The following is a 22,139-nucleotide window of genomic DNA, read 5'->3' on the forward strand; positions in this document are numbered from 1 at the left end:
GCTACATGGGTCAATTTTGGGATTCATGGTACAGTTACCAGTTCAGATACTGCTCCGTGAATAATTCAGGATAAATATAAAAAGATGGGATGAAGGATAGTGATTGATTTAATTCGTAAAAGATGTGTAGCAATAGACAGTGTAATCAAAGACTTAAATATGGAATACCATGCAATTAAAAGTAAAGTATTAAGAGAAGAATATAAAAAGTGGAAAAAAGAACTTACAAGAGAAGAAGTTAAGGAAATACGAAAATATAGGATAATGATAAGAGGAACTCTTTGCGGGGATCCTCTTTTTTCTTTCAGGAATTGGAAAACTGTAGTATAATGAAAGAAATTCGGTTTATTATCAGCGGTAGCATTAAGTATGTCTGCTTGCGGGCAGGCGGCAAAGCAGGAACCGATTGTTTCTGCATCAACAGAGTTACATCAGGTTGATCTTGTTTCGGCCGGTACATTGGTATTTGATTTGGCTTCTGTTCCGGCTTATTCTGGGCAACCGTATGCCATAGTAAATGATAACAAGCCGTATTTCACAGACGCTGATCTGACGGCAGTTTCTTTTGAAACATATAGTGACCTGGATTCACTGGGTAGATGTGGTGTAGCCTATGCATCAGTTGGAAAAGATCTGATGCCGACAGAAGAGCGCGGCTCTATTGGGCAGGTAAAGCCATCTGGTTGGCATACGATCAAATATGACAATGTGGATGGCAAATATTTATATAATCGCTGCCATTTGATCGGTTATCAGCTTACTGCAGAAAATGCAAACGAGAAGAACTTAATCACTGGGACCAGATATCTGAATGTTCAGGGAATGCTGCCGTTTGAGAATATGGCAGCGGACTATGTAAAAGAAACTGGAAATCATGTGCTGTATCGGGTGACTCCGGTTTTTGAAGGCAGTAATCTCGTAGCATCCGGCGTACTAATGGAAGCGGAAGCCGTAGAAGACAAAGGCGAAGGTATTTTGTGCTGCGTTTACGTTTATAATGTTCAGCCGGGAATTAACATCAATTATGCAACGGGTGACAGCTCGGCTTCTGGAACAAACCAGACGGCAGTAACAGAGCAGGCCACACAGGCTGTTAAGCAGGCAGCTTCTCAGCAGACCAGCACGGAATCCTATATCCTCAATACCAATACAAAGAAATTTCATCGGCCGTCCTGTTCATCGGTCAAACAGATGAAGGAGAGCAATAAAAAATCCTCATCAGAGAGTAGGGATGCGCTGATTGCTGCAGGTTATGATCCGTGTAAAAAATGCAATCCGTAAAAATGTGTCAGATATTAAAAAAATATGGAAGAGGAAGGTTGTAGTTCTATATTGCAATACTTCTTCTTTGCGCATATTGGATATGCTGTTGAGGGCGACTGTTGCACGCAGAAGATAAGTTGCGCCGGTCTGCGATAATGTGCTGTTTGTATAAGGAAAAGGACAAGGAGTTATGATGAATTTTAGTGGGATATTGATTGGTGTGCTTACCTTTTTTCTGATTGGATTGTTCCATCCTATTGTTATATATGCGGAGTATTACTTTGGAAGCCGCTGTTGGCCGGTATTTTTGCTGGTGGGCATTTTGTGTATGATTCTATCCGTAAGAATGCAGGAAATACTTTGGTCGGTTTCTCTGGGTGTTTTGGGCGTCAGTTGCTTTTGGAGCATTAAGGAATTGAAAGAACAGGAAAAAAGAGTGGCAAAAGGATGGTTCCCGAAGCGGAAGGTGGATAAGCACTAAAGAAGAAAGCGGGGAGATGAGAAGATGGCGGTATGGAGATTACAGGTGAATACTGGAGGAGCGAACGTTGCGGATTGCTTGCAAAACCATGTTGCAGCACTTTGGGCTGGCAAGGTACTTGCTTACTTAATGGGAAATTACTATGACTCGAAAGCCACCTACGAAAAACTCTTTGATTGGACCGATGAACACAAGTTTAAAACCGGCAAATACTCTTATAAAGAGGCTGTGATCGACGAATTGGCCACAGCCTCTCCCAGTGAATATCTGACGAAAATATCGATACAAGTATTTTAACCCTGCCGCTTCATCGCGTTTCCTCCGCACTGCCTTTACATTTCTCATAAGCAAATAGCGCCGCTCCCAGCGCACCGCAGAGCTGCGCCTCATCACAGATATAAAGTTTAGCACCAAGCTTCTCTTCCAATGCCTGGATGATACCCCGGTTCTTCGCCACACCGCCGGTCATCATATATTCGCCTGGATGATCCTTTCCAAGGCGGGCTGCCAACGCGCCGACTTTTGAGGCAACTGACACATTTAAACCGTGGATAATATCTGCCACATCCTTATTCTGTGCCACCAGCGACACGACCTCCGACTCTGCAAACACCGTACACATGCTGGAAATCACGATATTATGCTTCCATTCCAGCCCTTTCACACTCATTTCCTCCAGGGAAAGTCCCAGCGTTTTCGCCATCATTTCCAGAAAACGTCCCGTTCCGGCGGCACATTTGTCATTCATCAGGAAATTTTTCACGGCTCCCTGCCCGTCGATGCTGATCGCCTTGATATCCTGCCCGCCAATGTCGATGATAGTGCGGACATTCGGATTCAGATAATTTGCGCCCTTGGCATGGCAGGTAATCTCCGTGATGCTGTCATCCCCGCTGTCAATGTAGGATCGTCCATATCCGGTCGTATCGATCCGCACGATCTCCTCTTTCTTAATTCCCGCTTTCTCAATCGCCAGATCCAGACTCTTCTCGGCGCTCATCATCGCACCGCCGCCGGTCGGAATAATCATCGTCGATTTAATTTTTCCATCCTGATCCAGTATGACCACATCAGTACTTGTCGAACCGCTGTCGATTCCCGCTACATAAAAAATGCCCGACTCCATCTTCTTTCTTGCCTCCTCACTGATACCTTTTCCCGGATCCATATCCTCTGATCCCTCGATCGTCTCCTCAAATGCCTGAATGCGCGTCAAAAGCTGCCCCGCGCTCTGGCTTGTAAAATCAGTCTCAATCTTAAGGAGCGGAACCTTGATATCCCGCTTGATACTCGCATACTCAAATCCATAATAATCACAGAACTTGATCGTGTGATAAATAATTCCCTTTAAATTCGGATCCAGATACAGACGGTTTCTGCGGATCGAACGGTTCATGCGGAAACACGGCATCTGTCCCAGCAGGACGTCCGCGTAAGAAAGAAACAGCTCCTCTTCCTCCATATTCCACATTTCATCCTGTACGACCGACAGTTTCCGACCACCCGTACAGGTCAGATTTTCCACATCCATCTGGATATTGTCCTGGATCATATCCTCCAGAATGCCGCTGACCCGCACGCCCAGCACACCAATGTACGGCTCCGTGTTCATTTCCGGCGTAATAAAGGACTTGATAAAAGCGCGTTTATCAAACACTTTCCCGGAATATGCCTCATATGCTTTTTTAAGCCTCCGGATCGTGCCCGCAAATTTCACTTTTTCACATTCATTATCATCATGCGGCAGATCCAGCATATATAAAAACTTACATTTTCCCGTGCTCTCCACGATATCGTAAACGCGCCGCATCGAATCGCAGCAGTTTACCAGCACCAGCTGTTCAACCTTTCCTTCCAGCACTGCCTGAATGACCGATTTTCCAAAGCCGCACAGATTTGCATGTGCAATTTGATCCGACTGTTCGAAATTTTCCGGCATTTCCTCCAAAACAGAACATTCTTCTCCAAACCCCCGGAACAGCTCGATCGGGGTGTACTTACAGACGTAATAAATCATGCGTGTTTCTCCTCCTTGCCCTTTTCCAGCATTTCCACAAACGCCTGAAGCCGCGTCGATACCTGACCGTCGCTGGTATTGGCGGGGTTGCAGCCGTCACCGTCGAGAATCATCGTCGGAAGTCCTGTCTTTTCTAAGGACTGCTTAATCAGGCTGGATGCACCGATCGTTCCCTTACAGCCCCAGTGGGCAAATAAAACAGCACCATCCGATTCCGTGATTCTGGCAAGTCGTTCCGCTTCCTCAATTCTCTGTTTCACACTGCCATTGTAAATGCAGTAGACCATTTTCTCTGCCATCGCCTCATACGGGTCTTCCGCATGCATCTCCTGAAAACCATCTGCGATGAAATCACAAGCGCGGATGTGCATTTTCTTACTATAATTAAAAATATCCTTAACCGGCTCCTGTAAAAATGGCATGATGTGCATCCAGATTACTGAAAGACCATCTCCCCTCGGTGACATCCGCACATCGCGCAGAAGTTTTTCCGTATAGGTAACCGCCGTCTCTGAGCCAGCCATCAGATGGCACATAAAAAGCGCATACAATTCATTCGTCAGAGAGGTCACCGGGTCATGCGCACACCGCAGGGCAAGCTGTTTTTTATAATTCGCTGCCGCTTTCCGGCTGTTATCTACCGCACTCCGCACTGTTTCCTCCGAAATCCGTCTGTCCGTCGTCTCCTCCAGAAACCGTTTCAATTTCCGCAGCTGATCCGCCACATACAGAACCGATTCCCGGTTTTTCTCATACGGAACATCAATATAAAAGCCTGGACATTCAAATTTATCCTTTAAATACGGAAACGTCATCATATTTCCATCACACGCAAGGTTCGTATAAATCATGCAGTTCGGTTTTGGCAGAATCCCCGTCAGCGCCGCCCCCAGAAACACCCTGTGGTACGAACACATCGTCTCCGGAAATCCTTCTTCCTCCGTTTTCCGAAGAAACGTCTGCTCACACTTCGTTCCCGCCATAAAACAGGACATCGCCTCCACTGAGTACGGCGTCAGCCCTGCCGCCATCACCAGCTCTCCCGGCACAAATATGCTGACCATCGCCGCATTCTCCGGTTCCGACAGCGACTGAATGATATTTTTCATAACCACCCGCGCCACATACTGTCCCGACGACGGCAGCTCCCGATCCGGCAAAAACTGAAGCTTCTTTTCCTGCAGGCGGTATCCTGCAAGAAGCAGCCGACGCGCTTTTTCCGGATCCTTAAGCGCCTGGCTGCTCACTCTATTTCCAAATTTTTCAATTACATCCATTGTTCTTTCTTCCATTCTTTTAAGTTCATTTTTCTGTCATATCGCCCTGATGCAGATGGATATGGTTCCGCGCCTTTGCAGGCAAACGGACATTCTTTATTATAGTCAGTGGGATGGGAATTGTAAATGAAAAGTCTAATCCCCCAGCTATGCTGGGGAGAATGGAATAAGTGGAGACGGTGAGGACAACAAAATAAAGCCTCCTGTGATATGATGAGAATGGTGTCGCAAGCCAAACTCAAAATCAAAGGAGGCGGTCCAAATGGACAATAGAAGTTTATCACATACCCGATGGAAATGCCAGTATCACATAGTATTTATACCGAAATACAGAAAAAGATTTGTGGCACAGATCCTGGTCGATATCAAAAAGGAACAGGATGAATTAAAGGATATTCTTGGCAGTGAGTATCAGGATTATAATCTGGTCATGGCTACGACCTTTGGTCTTCCGATCGAAGACAGCTATCTGCGTGATCAGATGCAGAAGGTTATTGATGAACAGGGACTGCCGGATGTGGTTTTTCATAGTCTCCGACATACAAGTGTCACATATAAGCTGAAGCTCAGTGGAGGAGACATTAAAGTGGTTCAGGGCGATTCCGGACATGCACAGGCGGACATGGTAACAGAGGTATATGGCCATATCATTGACTAGGACAGGCGAAAGAATGCACAGAGGATGGAGGATGCGTTTTATAACAGGGAAAATCTTAATCCGCAGATGAAGGGTGCAGATGCTGGTCAGACAGCAAACACGGTGGCTGTTCCGGAAGGTGTGGATGCGGACCTTTTGATGAAGGTTCTGGGAAATCCGGAGATGGCGGCGTTGCTGACGAGTCTGGCGAAGAGCTTGAAAGCTGAATAAAAATATAATAATGGAAATAGAACAGAGTCTACTGGAATTAGGAGAAATCCAGATGTGGGTGGACTTTTTTTGATGGAAAATAATGTACATAAGATATATTTAAAGTTATAATTAAGGTAAATACCTTTTGTATGTAGTGTTAGGTCAATTTTATATTAAAAATGCTGGAATATACCCAGAAAATAATGTAGTCCTTGAAAGTATGATTATATGTGAATTTGAAACAAAACAATAGAAGGGGAACGAATCAATTATCAAAATAAATAGTATTTTGAATATAGAGCTGACGTAGAAAGAAGAGGTGGAATACATATGAAGCAAGATACCTTAGAAGGAAAAGCAAAAACAAAAAATGGAATAAAACGATTGTGCTTTTCCATAATCTGCATTCTTCTGGAAGTGATTTTTATTATTACTATCGTGACACGCTTGAATGAATATGCAGAAATCATAAATTTATTTACCAGAATTTTAAGTGGAATCTTAGTTTTGAGATTGTATGCGTCAGATAAGACATCTTCTATGAAAATGCCTTGGGTCATTTTAATTCTGATTTTCCCAATTATGGGTGTAGGCCTGTATTTATTGATTGGCTTGAATGGTGGCACGCATAAAATGCGTGAGCGATATGCAGAAATTGATAGCAAATTGTTACCAATGCTTCCAGACAATCAGGAGTGTTTAAGCAGAATAAAAGAAAAGATTCCGAAAGCAGGAAATATTGCAAGTTACATACAAAGAAATTCGTGGTATCCAATCTATCAGAATACGGATATCAAGTATTTTGATGAAGCAGTGAAGGGATTAGAGGCACAGCTTGAAGAACTTGCGAAAGCACAAAAGTTTATCTTCATGGAATATCATGCGATAGAAGATGCTGAAGCTTGGCATAAGATTCAAGATGTTCTGGAAGAGAGAGTAAAAGCCGGTGTGGAAGTCAGGGTATTCTATGATGATATGGGGTCTATAGGTTTTATTAACACAGATTTTGTAAAAAAGATGGAGAGTATAGGAATTCATTGTCGTGTATTCAATCCATTTGTGCCAGGCTTAAATCTATTTTTGAACAATCGTGATCACAGAAAAATAACAGTAATTGATGGAAAAGTTGGATTTACAGGTGGATATAATCTTGCAAATGAATACTTTAATTATACGCATCCGTATGGGCAGTGGAAAGATACCGGTATTCGTTTAGAAGGAGATGCTGTTCAGTCACTTACAGTGACATTTTTAGAAATGTGGAATGCTGTTAGTGAAAAAGCTACGAATGATACTGATTTTAGTAAATACATTATTCATTACGATTATAAAGCACAGCAAACAGGTTTTGTTCAGCCTTATGCAGACAGTCCTATGGATAATGAGCAGGTCGGAGAAGAAGTTTATATCAGTATGATAAATAAGGCCGAAAATTACTGTTGGTTTATGACACCATATTTAATTATAACAGACGAAATGACACATGCGTTATGTCTGGCTGCTAAGCGAGGGGTAGACGTAAGAATTATCACACCAGGAATTCCTGATAAAAAATTCATTTATAATATAACTCGCTCTTTTTATCATGGATTGGTTAAACATGGAGTGCGAGTTTATGAATGGACACCAGGATTTTGCCATGCGAAAATGAGTATAGTGGATGACTGTATGGCAACCTGTGGAACAATCAATCTGGATTATAGAAGCTTATATCATCATTTTGAAAACGGCTGTTTTATGGCAGATTGTCAGGCAGTTGTGGAAATTAAAAATGATCTGATAAGAACGATGGGAGAATGTCGTGATGTAACAGATCAATATTGTACTGGGCGCAGTGCATATTTGCGACTGGGACAATTATTTATGAGATTATTTGCTGGATTGTTATAAGAATTTAGTGAAACGACCTTTCAAAAAATAGTTGATTTTGAGAGGTCGTTTTTGTTATGTCTGATTGCCGGTACAGGAAATTTACATGGATAAAATTAATTCTGTTGAGGTAAAATTGAGGTTGACTTTGTATTGTATAGACATAGGATGAAAAAAAGTCAGGTGATGTGCGATGGGAAAACGTAAGATATGTAAAATTGTTTTTGTTATACTGTCAATTTTTTTATGTGTGGCTTTTTATGAATTATTTGGAATCTGTATTGCATATAAAAAACAGCCGGAAGTGTCTAATACCATCAAAAAAGAAACACAAAATGATTCGTGGAACGAACGCAGCGAGAATATGGAACGAGCAGTGATCATAGAAAAAAATCCAGAAGCACTTTTACAAAGAGTGCGTTTGATCCGAAATGCAAAAGAAGACATTATTCTTTCTACTTTTGCATTTCAATCAGATGAAAGTGGAAAATTGATCTTAGGAGCACTGCATGATGCGGCAGACAGAGGTGTGCATGTTCGTCTGTTAGTAGATGGAATGGAGAGCTGGGTTGATATGGAAGGCAATCCGTATTTCTATGGATTGTCTTCCCATGAGAATGTTGAAATTAAACTGTATAATAAGGCCAATCCGTTGAAACCATGGAAGATGATGGGGAGAATGCATGATAAATATTTGATTGCAGATGGTAAGACATATATTCTTGGTGGAAGAAATACATACAATTATTTCCTGGGTGATTTTCTGGGACATAAGAACTATGACAGAGATGTGTTAGTGGTTTGCGATGAACCTGAGAAAGAAAATTCAGTTAACCAGTTGTTAGAGTATTTTGAAACGATATGGGAACAAGAAGACAGTGGTTATTTTCATGACAATAAAAAACTGGCAAATAGAAAATCTGTAAAGAACGCAGTTTTAGAGCTGCAGAACGGCTATCAGAAATATTTTGAAGAGAATAAGGAAAGAATCTGCGATACCGATTACACGGACGAAACTTTTGAGACAGAAAAGATTGCATTAGTGTCAAATCCTATCCACACAGGTCCCAAGGAACCAGTAGTCTGGTATCAACTGGGAGAACTAATGAAAAATGCAAAAGAGCGCGTGAAAATTCATACACCATATATTATCTGCAATGATATGATGTATAATACATGGAAAGAGATTGCGGAGAGAGTTCCGGATTTTTCTATCATGACCAATTCGGTTGCCAACAATGGAAATCCGTTTGGTTCTGCTGATTATGCGAGAAACAGAAACAGAATTTTAAATACAGGAATTGATATCTGGGAGTATGAAGGCGGCTATTCTTACCACGGAAAAAGCATCCTGATTGATGATGATCTATCCGTAATCGGTTCCTTTAACATGGATATGAGAAGCACGTATCTGGATACGGAACTGATGCTTGTAATACGTAGCAAAGAGATTAATAAACAGTTGGAAGAAGGCATGATGGAATATGAAAGAGTGTCCCGACAGGTATTGGAAGATGGAACCTATCGTGATCCGTATCATGTAGAGCCAATTGAATTGACAAAGAAGCGTCAGAGAAACGTACTTTTGGTACAGCATCTGCTTGGATGGGCAAGATATCTGTTCTGATAAAGGAGGAAGAAGATCGTGTTTCAAATATTAATTGTAGAAGATGATAAAGAATTAAGCCAGCTATTCCAAAAAGTGCTTGAGAAGCATGGATATCAGGTCAAAAGTGCATCGGATGGAGCACTGGCATTAGAAATATTGGATAAAGAGTATATTGATCTGATCATTTCCGATATTATGATGCCGGTTATGGATGGTTATGAACTGGTGTCGGAACTCCGTTCAGCAGGATATCAGATACCGGTACTTATGATCACTGCGAAAGGTTCCTTTGATGATATGCGCCAGGGATTTCTTTCGGGAAGTGACGATTATATGGTAAAACCGGTAAATGTGAATGAAATGGTTTTAAGAGTCGGAGCACTGCTTCGCCGTGCACAGATACTGAATGAACACAAAATTGTGATCGGTTCAACAGAGTTTGATTATGATGCAATGACGGTTACAACTGATAAGGAAAGTCTTGTTTTGCCTAAAAAAGAATTCCTGCTTTTATATAAGCTTGCAGCTTCGCCAGGCAGAACATTTACAAAACAACAGTTGATGGATGAAGTATGGGGATACGAGACGGAGGCAGACCCACATACGATAGAGGTACATATAGGAAGAATCAGGGAGCGTTTGAAAGATAACCCTGATTTTGAAATCGTAACAATGCGTGGAATTGGATACAAGGTGGTGAAAAAATAATGGAACAAAAGAAAGAAAAAGGATTGCGGATCCGATCCTGTCTGACTGGTGCAATCTGGCTGGCACTTGTATTTTCAACAGTCATATCTGCGTTATTATTTGCTTTTTTGAATCATTTTTTTAATCTGCCTGGTAGCATATCTGTGCTTGGCTGGCTTTTGATTTTTAATACATTGATTGCAGGGCTGATTACTTCCTTTATCAATGCAAGGTTGCTGGAACCAATTACCAGACTCAGTAAAGCAATGAAGGAAGTTTCGCAGGGAGATTTTGAACAGCACTTGGAAACGAACAGCCGTATCGCAGAAGTTGGAGAATCTTACCAGAGTTTTAATGTGATGACAAAAGAGCTTCGAGCAACAGAAGTACTGCAGATGGATTTTGTCTCCAATGTTTCTCATGAGTTTAAGACCCCGATCAATGCCATTGAAGGGTATACAATGCTTCTTCAGGGAGAAGAACTATCTCAGGAGCAAGAGGAATATGTAGAAAAAATCCTGTTTAATACCCAAAGGCTTTCCGGATTGGTTGGAAATATTTTGCTGTTATCCAAGTTAGAGAATCAGAACATACCAATGAAAAAAACAGAATATCGTTTGGATGAACAGATCCGTCAGGCATTTCTTTCCCTGGAGACAAAATGGACAGAAAAAGAAATTGGTTTCCAGGTAGAGCTGGAGGAAGTTAAATATACTGGGAATGAAGGACTTTTTATGCATATATGGATGAATCTTTTAGATAATGCGATTAAGTTCAGTCCTGCAAAGGGGACAATTATGATGTTTCTGAAGCAGGAAAAGGATTCTGTAATGTTTATTCTGGAAGATGAAGGACCGGGAATAGAGGATGATGTGAAAGCCAGAATATTTGATAAATTTTATCAGGCAGACGGTTCTCACAAAGCAGAAGGAAATGGTCTCGGCCTTGCACTTGTGAAACGGATCGTAGATAGTGCTGGCGGGACAATCAAGGCAGAAAACCGGGAATATGGTGGATGCAGATTTGTTGTAGAGCTTCCAATACAGAAAGATGAGGCCATATAAGTTTAAGAAAAACAGATAGAGGAGGAATTACATGACATTTTATCAGGAATTGCAGTTAAATCAGGCAGGTTCTAAAAATCTGTTGAAAAAGAGTGAAACAGTGAAAGAAAAATCATATCATATACTGGTATATTTGGTAAAGATAGCTGTTACAATGGCATTTTGTTTTTTATTTGTTACTATTTTCAGTATCTTATTTGGAAATGAGAATAGTATTGTGGGTGTAGTAGTTTTATTATGCCTTATGGTATTTCGGAATGCGGATCTGGGGATCCACACCGGACAATCTACGATGCTTTTGGCTTTGTTCTTTGTAATTATGACTGTATGTCCGCATTTAGCAAACCAGCTTTCACCGGTACTTGGAATGCTGTTAAACATTGCTGCAATGGCAGTGCTGATTCTGTTCGGATGTCATAACCCATTCATGTTTAACCAATCCACATTGGTTCTTGGTTATCTGTTATTGTATGGATATGATGTAACAGGAAAAAGTTATCAGATGCGATTAACCGGAATGGCATTAGGTGCAGCACTTACCTGCTTCGTATTTTATCGAAATCATAAAAACAGAACGTATAAAAGAAATTTGAATGATTTGGTACAGGAATTTGATATATCTTCTTCCAGAACAAAGTGGCAGTTATGTCAGATCATATGCGTACCGGCAGTACTCTGCATTGCGGAACTCTGCAATATGCCACGGGCAATGTGGGCTGGGATTGCGGCAATGTCAGCAATCTTACCATTTATGGAGGACATGCAATACAGAGTCCGCAAAAGGATTGTCGGAAATATTGCAGGTGTAATATGCTTTACAGTACTATATTTTCTGCTTCCGTCATCCATCTATACATACATAGGAATCATTGGCGGAATTGGTGTAGGACTTTCTGCAAAATATGGCTGGCAGGCAGTATTTAACACATTTGGTGCTTTAGCCATTGCTACAGAGAGTTATGGACTAAAAGGAGCAGTTGGTCTTAGAGTGATTCAGAATGTTTTTGGCGTTGTATTTGCATTAATATTTTGTTCTATGTTTTATTGGCTTATGTCGAAAAAAAAGGAAACAGTGGTAACCGTGGCTGCAAAATAACGTGGGTTAGAAAGAAAAAAGGTTAATCCGGAGATGGCAGCTTTGCTGACGAGTCTGGCAAAGAGTATAAAGATGTAAGGGAAAATGTAAGATCTGTTGGCTTTGGGAAGAATCCTAAGGGTGACAGATCTTTTTTATGTTTTATTCTGCTTTGGATATACTAACCATAGTGCTAAAATTACATTGCCAGATCGTGAAAACAGGATATAGAATATAATTAACAAAAATAACCATATAGGTTATAAATATTTAGGGGAAAGGAATGAGGTTTATGTTATATGAATTTTTGAAAGACAATTATAAGGAAGCAGAGCCTATATTCTTTTCTGATATAGTGATTAAGGGAAACCGTGCATTTTCTGAATCAGGTGGATGAAGCTGACCTGCTCAAGCTGATGGACGAGGAAGAAGTTGCAGAGTTCACCAAGCCGATTGAGGAAACAAAGCCGGAAGTGGTTGAAACAGTTCCTGAAATTACAGAACCGGCGCCGGAGGAAAAGCCAAAATCCACGAATATGCTCCCAGCGATTCTTACTCTGATTGTGCTTGCCTGTGGTGGTGGATTCTTCGTATTTAAGAAAGTCCAGGAAAAGAAGAAGGAACAGGAAGCGTCAAAGCCTGACCCGGATGCTGATTATGTGGACGATGACGAGGATTATGGATACAATCCGGAGTTTGAGGACGATGATGCAGATAGCTCCGTCGGTGAAGATGATAATGAACCTGTGTAAACAGGATAGGCTTGATGCCTAGGGCAGCCTTCGGGTTGCCTTTACATAGCATCTGCTTTCAAAAAATAAAATATTTTGTGTTTTTGAAAGCGATCTCTTGAATATTCTGTGTGGTAGGTGTGCATACTATTATTTCAGTCATAGTGACTGGAAAATTTATCTGCCTCATCCCATTGAAATCTCCGTCATTTTAGAGTAAAATGAGGCAGATAATTCTGAAATGAGGTAGATAACATGAGAGCTTTTGATTATATAAAAGAGCCAGAAAAGTTGCTTACTCCTGAAATTGTGCAGATGACCGGAAAAATTCATGAGCACAAAGGTAAGCAAGAGCTATTTTTGGAAGCTAATATTGATGAATTGAAAACCCTTCTTGAAGTCGCTTTGATTCAAAGTACAGGTGCTTCTAACCGTATTGAGGGTATTTATACAACAGATAAGAGATTGGAAGAATTGGTCAGCCAAAAGGCAGAACCAAGAAACCGATCTGAGCAGGAAATCTCAGGTTACCGAGAGGTGCTTTCTACAATCCACGAAAGCTATGAGTATATTGTGCCCAGACCTAATATTATTTTGCAGCTTCATCGTGATTTGTATTCCTACGCCGGTTCCGGTGGAGAATATAAAAATGCTGATAATGTAATTGCAGAAACAGATGCAGAAGGTCACCAGAAAGCAAGATTTATTCCGGTTCCTGCCTTTCAGACTGTGGAAGCTATGGATGAATTGTGCAGACAGTTTTTAGAAGCATGGAATACTGATAAAATTGATAGATTACTTTTGATACCTATGTTTATTCTGGATTTCCTCTGTATCCACCCTTTCAATGACGGAAATGGACGCATGAGCCGTTTACTGTCGCTTCTTTTGTACTATAAGGCAGGATATATTGTAGGAAAATATGTCAGCATGGAAATGTTGATTGAAAAAACAAAGGAAACTTACTATGAAGCATTGCAGGCAAGTTCGACAGGATGGCATGAAAATGAGAACAGCTATGAGCCTTTTGTTAAGTATTATCTGGGTATCATGTTGAAAGCATATAATGAATTTGAAAGCCGTGTAGAACATTTAAAGAACCGCACTCTTTCTAAGCCCGAAAGAATTAAAGCGATGATTGATCAGAAAGTTGGTAAAATCACAAAGAAAGAAATTATGGATGCTCACCCTGATATAAGCAAAACCACGGTGGAACGCACTCTGGCAGATTTAGTTAAGAGTGAGTACATTGCGAAGGTCGGTTCAGGTCCGGCTACAGGATATGTAAAAATCTAAGTCATAAATTATTTATCTACCTCATTTCATATACAGATGAGGTAGATATTTTTACGATGACGGAGATTATAAAACAGAAAATTGTGTCAGGTTGCAAAAATTCTTTCCGAACTTTTTACATAGCAGTCATGCACTGCGGTGTGTGGCTGCTATAATAACGATTGAGTTCTTCTATTTTGGACACTATAATCAAAGATATTATTAAATTTATTCGACGATATTACATGAAAACGTGCAGATGCACACAAAATGGGAATGAACATTGAAATCTAACTTATTCCGTGGTAGAATATCATTACTAAAAAGCGTGCATATGCACGGGAACGGGGAGTGTAGCAATGGAAATTAAACGAGACGCTTACCTACAGCAGTTGACCCTGCGAAAAGATAACGGAATGATAAAGGTGATTACCGGCATTCGTAGATGTGGCAAGTCCTTTTTGCTGTTTACCATCTTTAAGAGATACCTACTGGAGAACGGCATTGATGTTGACCATATTATTGAGATTGCATTGGATGGTATTGAAAATGAGGAACTAAGAGATCCTAAGGTGTGTTTCAAGTACATCAAAGATGCCATGAAGGACGATGGCAAATATTATCTTCTTCTGGATGAAGTGCAGTTCATGCCACGATTCGAAGAAGTGCTGAACAGCCTGCTCCGCATGAGCAATATTGATGTGTATGTCACCGGAAGTAATTCCAAGTTCCTGTCCAGCGACATTGTGACCGAGTTCCGTGGCAGAGGTGATGAGATCAGAATCTATCCCCTTTCTTTTGCAGAGTTTTATTCTGTCTATGACGGCGATTATGATGATGCCTGGGATGACTACATGATCTACGGAGGATTGCCGCAGATTGTAAGTTTCCAGAGCGAACGACAGAAAGCGGACTATCTGAAGAACATCTTTGCAAATGTCTATCTGAGGGATGTTATTGAAAGAAATAAGATTCAGAGCGTAGATGAGATTGGCATTCTGGTTGATGTGCTTGCATCTGCAATCGGCGTACCAACTAACCCTTCCAAGATTGCCAATACCTTCGCCAGTGAGCGCCAGATGAGTTATACCAACAAAACCATCTCCAATCATATCGACTATTTGGCAGATGCCTTTTTGATTTCCAAAGCCAGTCGGTACGATATTAAAGGAAGAAAGTATATTGGTGCAAATATGAAATACTATTTTACTGATCTGGGACTGAGAAATGCCCGTCTGAATTTCAGGCAGCAGGAACCTACTCATATCATGGAGAACATTGTTTATAACGAGTTGCTGATCCGTGGCTACAATGTTGATGTGGGTGTCGTGGATATCTTCGATAAGGATAAAGAGGGCAAGCGTGTTCGTAAGCAGCTGGAGGTTGACTTTGTGGTGAATCAAGGCAACCAGAGGTATTACATTCAGGTTGCTTATGACATGACTTCGGAAGAAAAGCAGACTCAGGAGTTTAATTCTCTGCGCAATATTCCAGACTCTTTTAAGAAGATTGTCATTGTAAATGGCAGTAAGAAGCCTTGGCGAAATGATGAAGGTTTTGTCATCATGGGAATGAAGTATTTCCTGCTGAATGCGAATAGTCTGGAATTTTAATGGATGAAGGAAGTAAAAGACCAGATGCAGCCGCTGATTTTGAGCAGCGTATTTCATTATGAATTCGTATTTATTCATCCCTTTACAGATGGCAATGACAGGATGGCAAGGCTGTGGCATACAGCTATTTTGGCCAAATGGAATCCTATTTTTGAAAGTGGCACACCGCATTCTCATTACTTTAGTGATGAGTTAGGTGTGCCAATTTTTTTGCAAATCTGTGCGATAAAATGTAGATCTTGTGTATTGATTTTATAGAACAGAGAAAAAGAAGGACGTGAAATGTCCGGTAAAAAATCAATGATTGCAATTGCCCTTCTCTTAGCCATCTCTATTTTAGCCCTGCTTTTCGTTTCCGGAAATATTCATATGGAGAGTGAACAAAAGGATGCATTAAAAATCACATTTCTGAAAGTTGGAAAAGTAGACGCTATCATTGCCCAGACTCAAGAAAAAACGATGGTAATTGATGCCGGTGAAGAAGATGATGGAGAGGAAGTTGTTTCCTTCTTAACCAATCAAGGAGTTTTCAAGGTGGATGTTCTGATTATTACCCATTATGACCAAGATCATGTAGGCGGAGCAGATACTTTGGTGGAGTCGTTGGATGTAGCGCAGGTTTTCCTTCCTGACTATGAGGGAAACCATATCGAATATCTGGATTTTATGACATCCTTAGATGAAAAAAATATAAAGCCGCAGTTATTGACGGAACCGATTGAATTTCAATTTGGAGATTGAGAACCAAAAATCAAATGCCACAGAGTAAAGAATAATTACCATACTTTGTGACATTGATTGTCGCTTTGAACGGTTCAAATTTTGTTGGTCTGAGTGGTGCTGCATTAACAAGTACCAGCCTTGCATATCTTGGCGGTGGCGCGATCGCTGTTGGTGATCATGTTCAAATCAGTATCACATACAAGCTGAAGCTCAACGGCGGTGATATGAAGTCTGTTCAGGGAGACTCCGGTCAAGCACAGGTCAAAATGGTTGCGGATGTGTATTCCCATATCATCGACGATGACCGCAGACTGCACGTAGAACGCCTGGAAGCCGCTTTCTAGTCCGGAAGGACAGCAACCCCGGAACCGGCACAACTGGTGCCAGAGGCCGCACAGGACGGCGATGCGGCACTTTTGATGAGACTCCTGCAAAATCCAGAAATGAGCGCACTCCTGAAAACGCTGGCAAAGAACCTATAATGAAACAAGGGCAGATCCTTTTACACAGCTTTCTTAGCGGTAACTGTAAAATTTAAAATAATGAAAATAAGTAATACGATTAGCTGATTTGTAAAAGGCATATGTCAAAAGTGTTATTGACATATGCCTTTTATGGGGCTAATATATAAGAAAAGCGAGAAAGGAGCAGTTTATGCCGAGACCAGTAAAATGCAGGAAAGTCTGCCATTTCCCGAATGTTTTAGAATTCTTTCCGGCAGATGATACTGAGAAAAAAGTACCCATTGTTCTGACGGTAGATGAGTACGAGACAATTCGTCTTTTGGACAAGAAAGGTTATAGTCAGGAGCAGTGTGCAGCATCTATGCAAGTCGCAAGAACAACGGTTCAACGGATTTACGAGATTGCCAGGAAGAAAATAGCAGATGCACTCATAGATGGACATCCGCTCAGAATCGAGGGCGGGGATTTTAGGATCTGTGATGGTCAGAGCAGCAACTGTAGCCTTGGAGGCTGTTACAAGCAGGAGATTTATCAAAAATATGCAGTGAAAAAAGGAGAAGGTATCATGAGAATAGCAGTAACATATGAAGATGGACAGATTTTCCAGCACTTTGGACACACAGAGACATTTAAGATCTACGATGTAGAGGAAGGAAAAGTGGTACATTCAGAAGTAGTAGATACGAATGGAAGCGGACATGGTGCATTGGCAGGAGTTCTTAATGCATTAAATGCCGATGTTTTGATCTGCGGCGGAATCGGAGGAGGTGCCCAGACCGCGTTAGCGGCAGCAGGCATTAAGCTTTTTGGCGGAGTTTCAGGAGATGCAGATAAAGCAGTAGAAGCTTTTATCAATGATACACTTGATTATAATCCAGATGTGAAGTGTTCTCACCATGAGCACAGCCACGGAGAGGGACATACATGTGGTGAGCATGGATGTGGAAGCCATAGCTGTCATTAAGAAGAATAGAAAAAAATAATCATACGAAAGGATGCGTCAAGGTAATGGAAGAATTATCGTGATACATCCTTTTGTATTATTTGATAAGATGGCAGATTACATTTTCAATATGGCAATTAAAACCTGTGAATGCGATATCGATCTCTATATGGATTGAGTATTTAGCTTTTCTTGCTTGTAGAAAGTGATGAACGGAAGGTATAATATTGTTAATGATCCAGAGATATTTATTTTGGAAACAGCTTAATCAATTTGGAGGTATAGAATGAAAGCACATAAGTATTGGTCATTCGGAGCGTTAATTACTATGATTGGAACTTTTTATACTGGATATAAAGGATCTAAATCAAGTCATAGGTATTTTGCGTGCAGCACTCTTATATGTATGATTATGTCCATATACACTGGACATAAAATGATTTCAGGTAATAAGAGAACAAGAAAACAGGTGGAAAATACAGAAGCGGAGGAATAGTAAATGTTAGAAATAGGAACCAAAGCACCGGATTTTGAATTGCCGGATCAGAATGGGGAAATGCATAAATTAAGTGATTATGCAGGAAAAAAGGTAATTTTATATTTTTACCCAAAGGATAACACGGCAGGCTGTACAAAGCAGGCATGTGGTTTTTCCGAGCGTTATCCTCAATTCACCGAGAAAGGAGCAGTTGTTCTTGGAGTGAGCAAGGATTCTGTAGCCTCTCACAAGAAATTTGAAGAAAAATATGGATTGGCATTTACACTTTTGGCAGATCCAGAGCGTAAGGTGATCGAAGTATATGATGTCTGGAAAGAAAAGAAAAATTACGGAAAGGTTTCTATGGGTGTAGTAAGAACTACGTATCTTATTGATGAGCAAGGGATCATTATCAAAGCCAATGATAAAGTAAAGGCGGCAGATGATCCTGAAAACATGCTTAAGGAATTAAATTGATGAAGATTATATTGTCACCTGCAAAAAAGATGATTGCAGATACTGATAACATAGCACCGGTTGAACTGCCTGCCTTTATTGATAAGACAGCAGAGATATTGGGCTGGATGAAAAGCAAATCAAAAGAGGAACTGAAAGCTATCTGGAAATGTAATGACAAGATTGCAGAGCAGAACTTTAACAGATTGGAAACTATGGATCTTTATAACAGACTTACTCCGGCTGTTTTAGCATATGAAGGAATTGCATTTCAATATATGGCACCAGCTGTGTTTGAAATCCAGCAGTTTGAGTATCTGCAAAATCATTTAAGAATCCTGTCTGCGTTTTATGGCATTTTAAAACCACTGGATGGTGTGACTCCTTATCGCCTTGAAATGCAGGCAAAAGCTGAGATTGAAGAAACAACAAATCTATATGATTACTGGGGGGACCGGTTATATCATTCAGTAATTGATGACAGCAGGATTATCATTAATCTTGCATCAAAAGAATACTCAAAATGTATAGAAAAGTATCTGACACCACAGGACAGATATATTACGATTGTATTTTGTGAGTTATCCGGAGATAAATTGGTAACAAAAGGTACCTATGCCAAGATGGCTCGTGGTGAAATGGTCAGATTCATGGCAGAAAATAACATTGAAAATCTGGTGGAAATTCAGAAATTTGACAGATTTGGATATTCCTTTAGGTCTGATTTATCATCAGATTCAGAATATGTTTTTGAACGCAAAATACAATAGTTATTCAGATAAAAGATGCTCAGTTTGGCATCTTTTATAATAATGATAATTATTACTATTTTTGTTGACAACAGGATAATAGTGGTATATAATCCTTATTAAGAACTAATACTAATAAGGAGCACGAATGACAAGTAGGAGAAATACCATTTAAAAAGATCTTGTAAGAAATGCCGTATACGAAATGAGAATACACGTTACGGCAAATGAAGTTACATATTATGGAATGGCAATGTCTGTAAAAAGAATCTGTGAAGTGATTATGAGAAATGAAAAATCAATACTTCCGGTATCGCACATGATTCATGGCGTATATGATATTGACGGAGTATCGTTAAGTATGCCAGTTATTGTAGGTGTTGATGGTATTGAGTCTAATATACCTATTAAGTTGTGAGGAAGCATTAAAGCTTAAGAAATCTGCAGATTCTTTGAAAAAGATTATAGAGACAATTGAACTATAAATTATACACATGGAAGGAGATAAAAGCATGGAAGTAAAGTATTATATATGTAAGCATTGTGGAAACATTGTTGAAAAGGTAAAGGATAAAGGTGTTCCTGTAATTTGTTGCGGAGAACCTATGCAGGAATTAAAAGCCGGAGTGACAGATGCGGCTGTTGAGAAGCACGTGCCTGTATATACAGTGGAAGGCAATTATGTTCATGTCGTGGTCGGAGAGACAAAACATCCAATGCTTGAAGAACATTTCATTGAGTGGATTACATTAAATACCAATCAGGGAATATACAGAAAACAGTTAAATCCAGGGCAGGAGCCGATAGCAGATTTTTGTCTTTGCGATGGTGAACAGGTAGAAGAAGTATATGCATATTGTAACCTGCATGGATTATGGAAATGCTAAAAGCATTTATACATATTAAGATTTAAGAACAACACAAATATAACCGTAATATAGGCTGTGTATTAATGTATTTACAAGGAGGAACAACAATGAAATATGTATGTGATGTTTGCGGATGGGAATACGATGAGGAGAAGGGATATCCAGAAGGTGGTATTGCACCTGGTACAAAGTGGGAGGATATTCCGGAAGATTTTGAATGTCCGTTATGTTCTGTAGGCAAAGACCAGTTTTCAAAGGCTGAATAAAAATGAAAGCAGGACTAATGGATGTATGAAATGAAACCAGAATATAATATTGGAATAAATATGATAGAATTGACATAATATTGGAAAATCTTCGTGATTATACAGTAAAACACTTTACTGATGAAGAGCAGTATATGGAATCTATTAATTAAATGAAGGGTGAGAAGCTTACAAATCAGGCTTTTCACCCTTGTTTTATATATAACAGTTACTGCTAGGCATGTCAAGAGCAGGCGGCTGGCCGCCTGTCTTAGATTATGTTTTTACTTATTCTGGAAGTCGTCCTTCGTACATGATACTCAACTCCCCATAGACCTGGCCCCAGTCCCGGATGGTAGTTGTCCATTTCTTAGTAGCCTCGAAAGTGGCCAGATATAAGGCTTTTAACAGCGCTGTATCACTTGGAAATACGCTTCTCTGACGATTCAGTTTCCGGTATGTGGAGTTCAGTGATTCTATCGCATTTGTTGTATAAATGACCTTCCGGACAGTGGTTGAAAACTTAAAAATTGGAGAAACAGCATCCCTGTTGTCCTTCCAGCGTTTCATGGAATTCGGATATTTCGGACTCCATTTTTCTGTCACACGGTCTAAAGCAGCCTGAGCCTTCTGCTCATCAGCAGCCTGATAGATGGTTTTTAAATCTGAGAGGATAGGGGAATGTGCAGCATGTTTCCGTATTACTCCCATTTTGTTACCAATTACTGTCCTTTTTACATTTCATTTGTTTCTCTTTTGCAAAAGAATACGGACAAAATATAAAACGTCTGCTCATTGCCGGAATGGTGATGAGTATGGCGTTTTTTTGATGCCGAAAACCGGGTGACGACCTGAAAAGAAACACAAAATGATTCGTGGAATGAACGCAGCGAGAATACGGAACGGGCAGTGATCATAGAAAAAAATCCAGAAGCGCTTTTATAAAGAGCGCGTGAAAATTCGTACACCATATATTATCTGCAATGATATAATGTATAATACATGATATAATACATGGGAGAATATTGCAGAGAGTGATTCAGAATGTTTTCGGCGTTGTATTTGCATTTGTATTTTGTGCTATGTTTTATTTGTTTACGTCGAACAAAAAGGAAACCGGGGTGACCGCAGATGCAGAGTGAGGTGGATTGGAAAGAAAGTAAGTGGTACACGATGTCCGGTGGTCAGAAATGTATTGACTGGAAAAAACATTGAAATCAAAATTTACGGAGAAGACTATGATACGAGAAATTGAGAACAGAAGAAGTATAAGAAAATATAGATCCGATGAGATTGACAGGAAGCTGATCGAAGAGATCATATTGATATTGTCAATATTGGTTGACACATTTATCTCAAAGATATCATTTCCTATGCAGCCAGGCCCAGAGATTGGTAGTA

General features: G+C 40.3%; 26 protein-coding genes and 2 pseudogenes. 25 read left to right on the forward strand and 3 right to left on the reverse strand.

What is annotated here, in order from left to right; translation table 11 throughout:
* The first annotated feature begins 99 nt into the window (after positions 1 to 99).
* The 4 genes from GPK83_RS00660 (at position 100) to GPK83_RS00675 (ending at position 2,041) form a co-directional block, all read left to right on the forward strand.
* Entirely contained in the window at positions 100 to 330 is a 231-nt protein-coding gene (locus GPK83_RS00660; protein ID WP_133304029.1) for a hypothetical protein, read from the forward strand.
* Positions 331 to 369: 39 nt separating this feature from the next.
* Positions 370 to 1,281 carry a DNA/RNA non-specific endonuclease gene (locus GPK83_RS00665; RefSeq protein WP_215703747.1) on the forward strand — a complete coding sequence of 304 codons (912 nt, stop codon included), beginning with the start codon at positions 370 to 372 and terminating at the stop codon, positions 1,279 to 1,281.
* A 172-nt stretch (positions 1,282 to 1,453) separates the two neighbouring features.
* Positions 1,454 to 1,744, forward strand: a complete 291-nt coding sequence (locus GPK83_RS00670; protein ID WP_015552777.1) for a DUF4491 family protein — start codon at positions 1,454 to 1,456, stop codon at positions 1,742 to 1,744.
* A 24-nt stretch (positions 1,745 to 1,768) separates the two neighbouring features.
* Positions 1,769 to 2,041 carry a hypothetical protein gene (locus GPK83_RS00675; protein ID WP_215703748.1) on the forward strand — a complete coding sequence of 91 codons (273 nt, stop codon included), beginning with the start codon at positions 1,769 to 1,771 and terminating at the stop codon, positions 2,039 to 2,041.
* Between the two features lie 10 nt (positions 2,042 to 2,051).
* Here the strand turns inward: GPK83_RS00675 and GPK83_RS00680 are convergent, their stop codons facing one another.
* Together GPK83_RS00680 and GPK83_RS00685 are read right to left on the reverse strand one after the other, a co-directional pair.
* Positions 2,052 to 3,761 (reverse strand): acyl-CoA dehydratase activase, encoded by a 1,710-nt coding sequence (locus GPK83_RS00680; RefSeq protein ID WP_215703749.1) that lies wholly within the window; start codon positions 3,759 to 3,761, stop codon positions 2,052 to 2,054.
* Positions 3,758 to 5,053, reverse strand: a complete 1,296-nt coding sequence (locus GPK83_RS00685) for a 2-hydroxyacyl-CoA dehydratase family protein (RefSeq protein ID WP_242990549.1) — start codon at positions 5,051 to 5,053, stop codon at positions 3,758 to 3,760. The genes GPK83_RS00680 and GPK83_RS00685 overlap by 4 nt, the downstream gene beginning before the upstream one ends.
* Positions 5,054 to 5,300: 247 nt before the next feature.
* Between GPK83_RS00685 and GPK83_RS00690 the strand changes: the two genes are divergently transcribed.
* The 20 genes and pseudogenes from GPK83_RS00690 to GPK83_RS00775 all read left to right on the forward strand — a co-directional run bounded on the left by GPK83_RS00690 (position 5,301) and on the right by GPK83_RS00775 (position 20,759).
* Complete coding sequence (locus GPK83_RS00690; protein WP_015552773.1) at positions 5,301 to 5,696, forward strand: tyrosine-type recombinase/integrase; 396 nt, start codon at positions 5,301 to 5,303, stop codon at positions 5,694 to 5,696.
* A gap of 66 nt (positions 5,697 to 5,762) precedes the next feature.
* The gene (locus GPK83_RS16740) at positions 5,763 to 5,906 is read left to right on the forward strand and encodes a hypothetical protein (protein ID WP_252196188.1); all 144 of its coding nucleotides are present in this window, start codon (positions 5,763 to 5,765) and stop codon (positions 5,904 to 5,906) included.
* Positions 5,907 to 6,218: 312 nt separating this feature from the next.
* Complete coding sequence (gene cls / locus GPK83_RS00695; RefSeq protein WP_215703750.1) at positions 6,219 to 7,778, forward strand: cardiolipin synthase; 1,560 nt, start codon at positions 6,219 to 6,221, stop codon at positions 7,776 to 7,778.
* Between the two features lie 172 nt (positions 7,779 to 7,950).
* Positions 7,951 to 9,384: a phospholipase D family protein gene (locus GPK83_RS00700; protein ID WP_117515923.1), complete on the forward strand. Its 1,434-nt coding sequence runs from the start codon at positions 7,951 to 7,953 to the stop codon at positions 9,382 to 9,384.
* Positions 9,385 to 9,402: 18 nt separating this feature from the next.
* Positions 9,403 to 10,074: a response regulator transcription factor gene (locus tag GPK83_RS00705; protein ID WP_215703751.1), complete on the forward strand. Its 672-nt coding sequence runs from the start codon at positions 9,403 to 9,405 to the stop codon at positions 10,072 to 10,074.
* Entirely contained in the window at positions 10,074 to 11,117 is a 1,044-nt protein-coding gene (locus GPK83_RS00710) for a HAMP domain-containing sensor histidine kinase (RefSeq protein ID WP_215703752.1), read from the forward strand. Before GPK83_RS00705 ends, GPK83_RS00710 begins: the two co-directional genes overlap by 1 nt.
* A gap of 31 nt (positions 11,118 to 11,148) precedes the next feature.
* Positions 11,149 to 12,213: an FUSC family protein gene (locus GPK83_RS00715; RefSeq protein ID WP_215703753.1), complete on the forward strand. Its 1,065-nt coding sequence runs from the start codon at positions 11,149 to 11,151 to the stop codon at positions 12,211 to 12,213.
* A gap of 350 nt (positions 12,214 to 12,563) precedes the next feature.
* The gene (locus GPK83_RS00720; RefSeq protein WP_345941741.1) at positions 12,564 to 12,944 is read left to right on the forward strand and encodes a DUF4366 domain-containing protein; all 381 of its coding nucleotides are present in this window, start codon (positions 12,564 to 12,566) and stop codon (positions 12,942 to 12,944) included.
* Positions 12,945 to 13,178: 234 nt separating this feature from the next.
* Positions 13,179 to 14,219 carry a Fic family protein gene (locus GPK83_RS00725; protein ID WP_015552767.1) on the forward strand — a complete coding sequence of 347 codons (1,041 nt, stop codon included), beginning with the start codon at positions 13,179 to 13,181 and terminating at the stop codon, positions 14,217 to 14,219.
* Between the two features lie 338 nt (positions 14,220 to 14,557).
* Positions 14,558 to 15,811 (forward strand): ATP-binding protein, encoded by a 1,254-nt coding sequence (locus GPK83_RS00730; RefSeq protein WP_215703754.1) that lies wholly within the window; start codon positions 14,558 to 14,560, stop codon positions 15,809 to 15,811.
* Between the two features lie 3 nt (positions 15,812 to 15,814).
* Positions 15,815 to 16,069 carry a Fic family protein gene (locus tag GPK83_RS00735; protein ID WP_215703755.1) on the forward strand — a complete coding sequence of 85 codons (255 nt, stop codon included), beginning with the start codon at positions 15,815 to 15,817 and terminating at the stop codon, positions 16,067 to 16,069.
* Positions 16,070 to 16,093: 24 nt separating this feature from the next.
* Entirely contained in the window at positions 16,094 to 16,552 is a 459-nt protein-coding gene (locus GPK83_RS00740) for an MBL fold metallo-hydrolase (RefSeq protein ID WP_215703756.1), read from the forward strand.
* Between the two features lie 170 nt (positions 16,553 to 16,722).
* Positions 16,723 to 17,016, forward strand: a pseudogene (locus tag GPK83_RS00745) (site-specific integrase); the annotation flags it as partial.
* Between the two features lie 172 nt (positions 17,017 to 17,188).
* The gene (locus GPK83_RS00750) at positions 17,189 to 17,962 is read left to right on the forward strand and encodes a NifB/NifX family molybdenum-iron cluster-binding protein (RefSeq protein WP_215703757.1); all 774 of its coding nucleotides are present in this window, start codon (positions 17,189 to 17,191) and stop codon (positions 17,960 to 17,962) included.
* Positions 17,963 to 18,227: 265 nt separating this feature from the next.
* Positions 18,228 to 18,437, forward strand: coding sequence for a DUF6219 family protein (locus GPK83_RS16745; RefSeq protein WP_015552817.1), 210 nt, complete (start codon positions 18,228 to 18,230; stop codon positions 18,435 to 18,437).
* 3 nt (positions 18,438 to 18,440) lie between these two features.
* Positions 18,441 to 18,896 (forward strand): thioredoxin-dependent thiol peroxidase, encoded by a 456-nt coding sequence (gene bcp, locus GPK83_RS00755; RefSeq protein ID WP_015552818.1) that lies wholly within the window; start codon positions 18,441 to 18,443, stop codon positions 18,894 to 18,896.
* Positions 18,896 to 19,645: a peroxide stress protein YaaA gene (gene yaaA / locus GPK83_RS00760; protein ID WP_117504403.1), complete on the forward strand. Its 750-nt coding sequence runs from the start codon at positions 18,896 to 18,898 to the stop codon at positions 19,643 to 19,645. The genes bcp and yaaA overlap by 1 nt, the downstream gene beginning before the upstream one ends.
* Before the next feature lie 184 nt (positions 19,646 to 19,829).
* Positions 19,830 to 20,042, forward strand: coding sequence for a hypothetical protein (locus tag GPK83_RS00765; protein ID WP_345941742.1), 213 nt, complete (start codon positions 19,830 to 19,832; stop codon positions 20,040 to 20,042).
* A gap of 94 nt (positions 20,043 to 20,136) precedes the next feature.
* Complete coding sequence (locus tag GPK83_RS00770) at positions 20,137 to 20,511, forward strand: desulfoferrodoxin family protein (protein ID WP_107000936.1); 375 nt, start codon at positions 20,137 to 20,139, stop codon at positions 20,509 to 20,511.
* Between the two features lie 89 nt (positions 20,512 to 20,600).
* Positions 20,601 to 20,759, forward strand: a complete 159-nt coding sequence (locus GPK83_RS00775; RefSeq protein ID WP_117472024.1) for a rubredoxin — start codon at positions 20,601 to 20,603, stop codon at positions 20,757 to 20,759.
* Positions 20,760 to 21,026: 267 nt separating this feature from the next.
* Here the strand turns inward: GPK83_RS00775 and GPK83_RS00780 are convergent, their stop codons facing one another.
* Positions 21,027 to 21,461, reverse strand: a complete 435-nt coding sequence (locus GPK83_RS00780) for a transposase (RefSeq protein ID WP_345941743.1) — start codon at positions 21,459 to 21,461, stop codon at positions 21,027 to 21,029.
* A 308-nt stretch (positions 21,462 to 21,769) separates the two neighbouring features.
* Between GPK83_RS00780 and GPK83_RS17260 the strand changes: the two are divergent.
* Positions 21,770 to 21,880: pseudogene (locus GPK83_RS17260) on the forward strand (FUSC family protein); the annotation flags it as partial.
* Positions 21,881 to 22,139 lie beyond the last annotated feature (259 nt).

The organism is Clostridium sp. MCC328 (assembly GCF_018785465.1).
Classification (GTDB): Bacteria; Bacillota; Clostridia; order Lachnospirales; family Lachnospiraceae; genus Pilosibacter; species Pilosibacter fragilis.

Excerpts from the sequence above, each read along its gene's own strand:
- GPK83_RS00775 (WP_117472024.1), top strand. The coding sequence starts at position 20,601 with ATGAAATATGTATGTGATGTTTGCGGATGGGAATACGATGAGGAGAAG.
- GPK83_RS16745 (WP_015552817.1), top strand. The coding sequence starts at position 18,228 with ATGAAAGCACATAAGTATTGGTCATTCGGAGCGTTAATTACTATGATT.
- GPK83_RS00670 (WP_015552777.1), top strand. The coding sequence starts at position 1,454 with ATGATGAATTTTAGTGGGATATTGATTGGTGTGCTTACCTTTTTTCTG.
- GPK83_RS00690 (WP_015552773.1), top strand. The coding sequence starts at position 5,301 with ATGGACAATAGAAGTTTATCACATACCCGATGGAAATGCCAGTATCAC.
- GPK83_RS00710 (WP_215703752.1), top strand. The coding sequence starts at position 10,074 with ATGGAACAAAAGAAAGAAAAAGGATTGCGGATCCGATCCTGTCTGACT.
- GPK83_RS00750 (WP_215703757.1), top strand. The coding sequence starts at position 17,189 with ATGCCGAGACCAGTAAAATGCAGGAAAGTCTGCCATTTCCCGAATGTT.
- bcp (WP_015552818.1), top strand. The coding sequence starts at position 18,441 with ATGTTAGAAATAGGAACCAAAGCACCGGATTTTGAATTGCCGGATCAG.
- GPK83_RS00735 (WP_215703755.1), top strand. The coding sequence starts at position 15,815 with ATGAAGGAAGTAAAAGACCAGATGCAGCCGCTGATTTTGAGCAGCGTA.
- GPK83_RS00730 (WP_215703754.1), top strand. The coding sequence starts at position 14,558 with ATGGAAATTAAACGAGACGCTTACCTACAGCAGTTGACCCTGCGAAAA.
- GPK83_RS00675 (WP_215703748.1), top strand. The coding sequence starts at position 1,769 with ATGGCGGTATGGAGATTACAGGTGAATACTGGAGGAGCGAACGTTGCG.
- GPK83_RS00700 (WP_117515923.1), top strand. The coding sequence starts at position 7,951 with ATGGGAAAACGTAAGATATGTAAAATTGTTTTTGTTATACTGTCAATT.
- GPK83_RS00715 (WP_215703753.1), top strand. The coding sequence starts at position 11,149 with ATGACATTTTATCAGGAATTGCAGTTAAATCAGGCAGGTTCTAAAAAT.
- GPK83_RS00770 (WP_107000936.1), top strand. The coding sequence starts at position 20,137 with ATGGAAGTAAAGTATTATATATGTAAGCATTGTGGAAACATTGTTGAA.
- GPK83_RS00685 (WP_242990549.1), bottom strand. The coding sequence starts at position 5,053 with ATGGAAGAAAGAACAATGGATGTAATTGAAAAATTTGGAAATAGAGTG.
- GPK83_RS16740 (WP_252196188.1), top strand. The coding sequence starts at position 5,763 with ATGAAGGGTGCAGATGCTGGTCAGACAGCAAACACGGTGGCTGTTCCG.
- yaaA (WP_117504403.1), top strand. The coding sequence starts at position 18,896 with ATGAAGATTATATTGTCACCTGCAAAAAAGATGATTGCAGATACTGAT.
- cls (WP_215703750.1), top strand. The coding sequence starts at position 6,219 with ATGAAGCAAGATACCTTAGAAGGAAAAGCAAAAACAAAAAATGGAATA.
- GPK83_RS00725 (WP_015552767.1), top strand. The coding sequence starts at position 13,179 with ATGAGAGCTTTTGATTATATAAAAGAGCCAGAAAAGTTGCTTACTCCT.
- GPK83_RS00765 (WP_345941742.1), top strand. The coding sequence starts at position 19,830 with ATGAGAATACACGTTACGGCAAATGAAGTTACATATTATGGAATGGCA.
- GPK83_RS00740 (WP_215703756.1), top strand. The coding sequence starts at position 16,094 with ATGTCCGGTAAAAAATCAATGATTGCAATTGCCCTTCTCTTAGCCATC.
- GPK83_RS00680 (WP_215703749.1), bottom strand. The coding sequence starts at position 3,761 with ATGATTTATTACGTCTGTAAGTACACCCCGATCGAGCTGTTCCGGGGG.
- GPK83_RS00665 (WP_215703747.1), top strand. The coding sequence starts at position 370 with ATGTCTGCTTGCGGGCAGGCGGCAAAGCAGGAACCGATTGTTTCTGCA.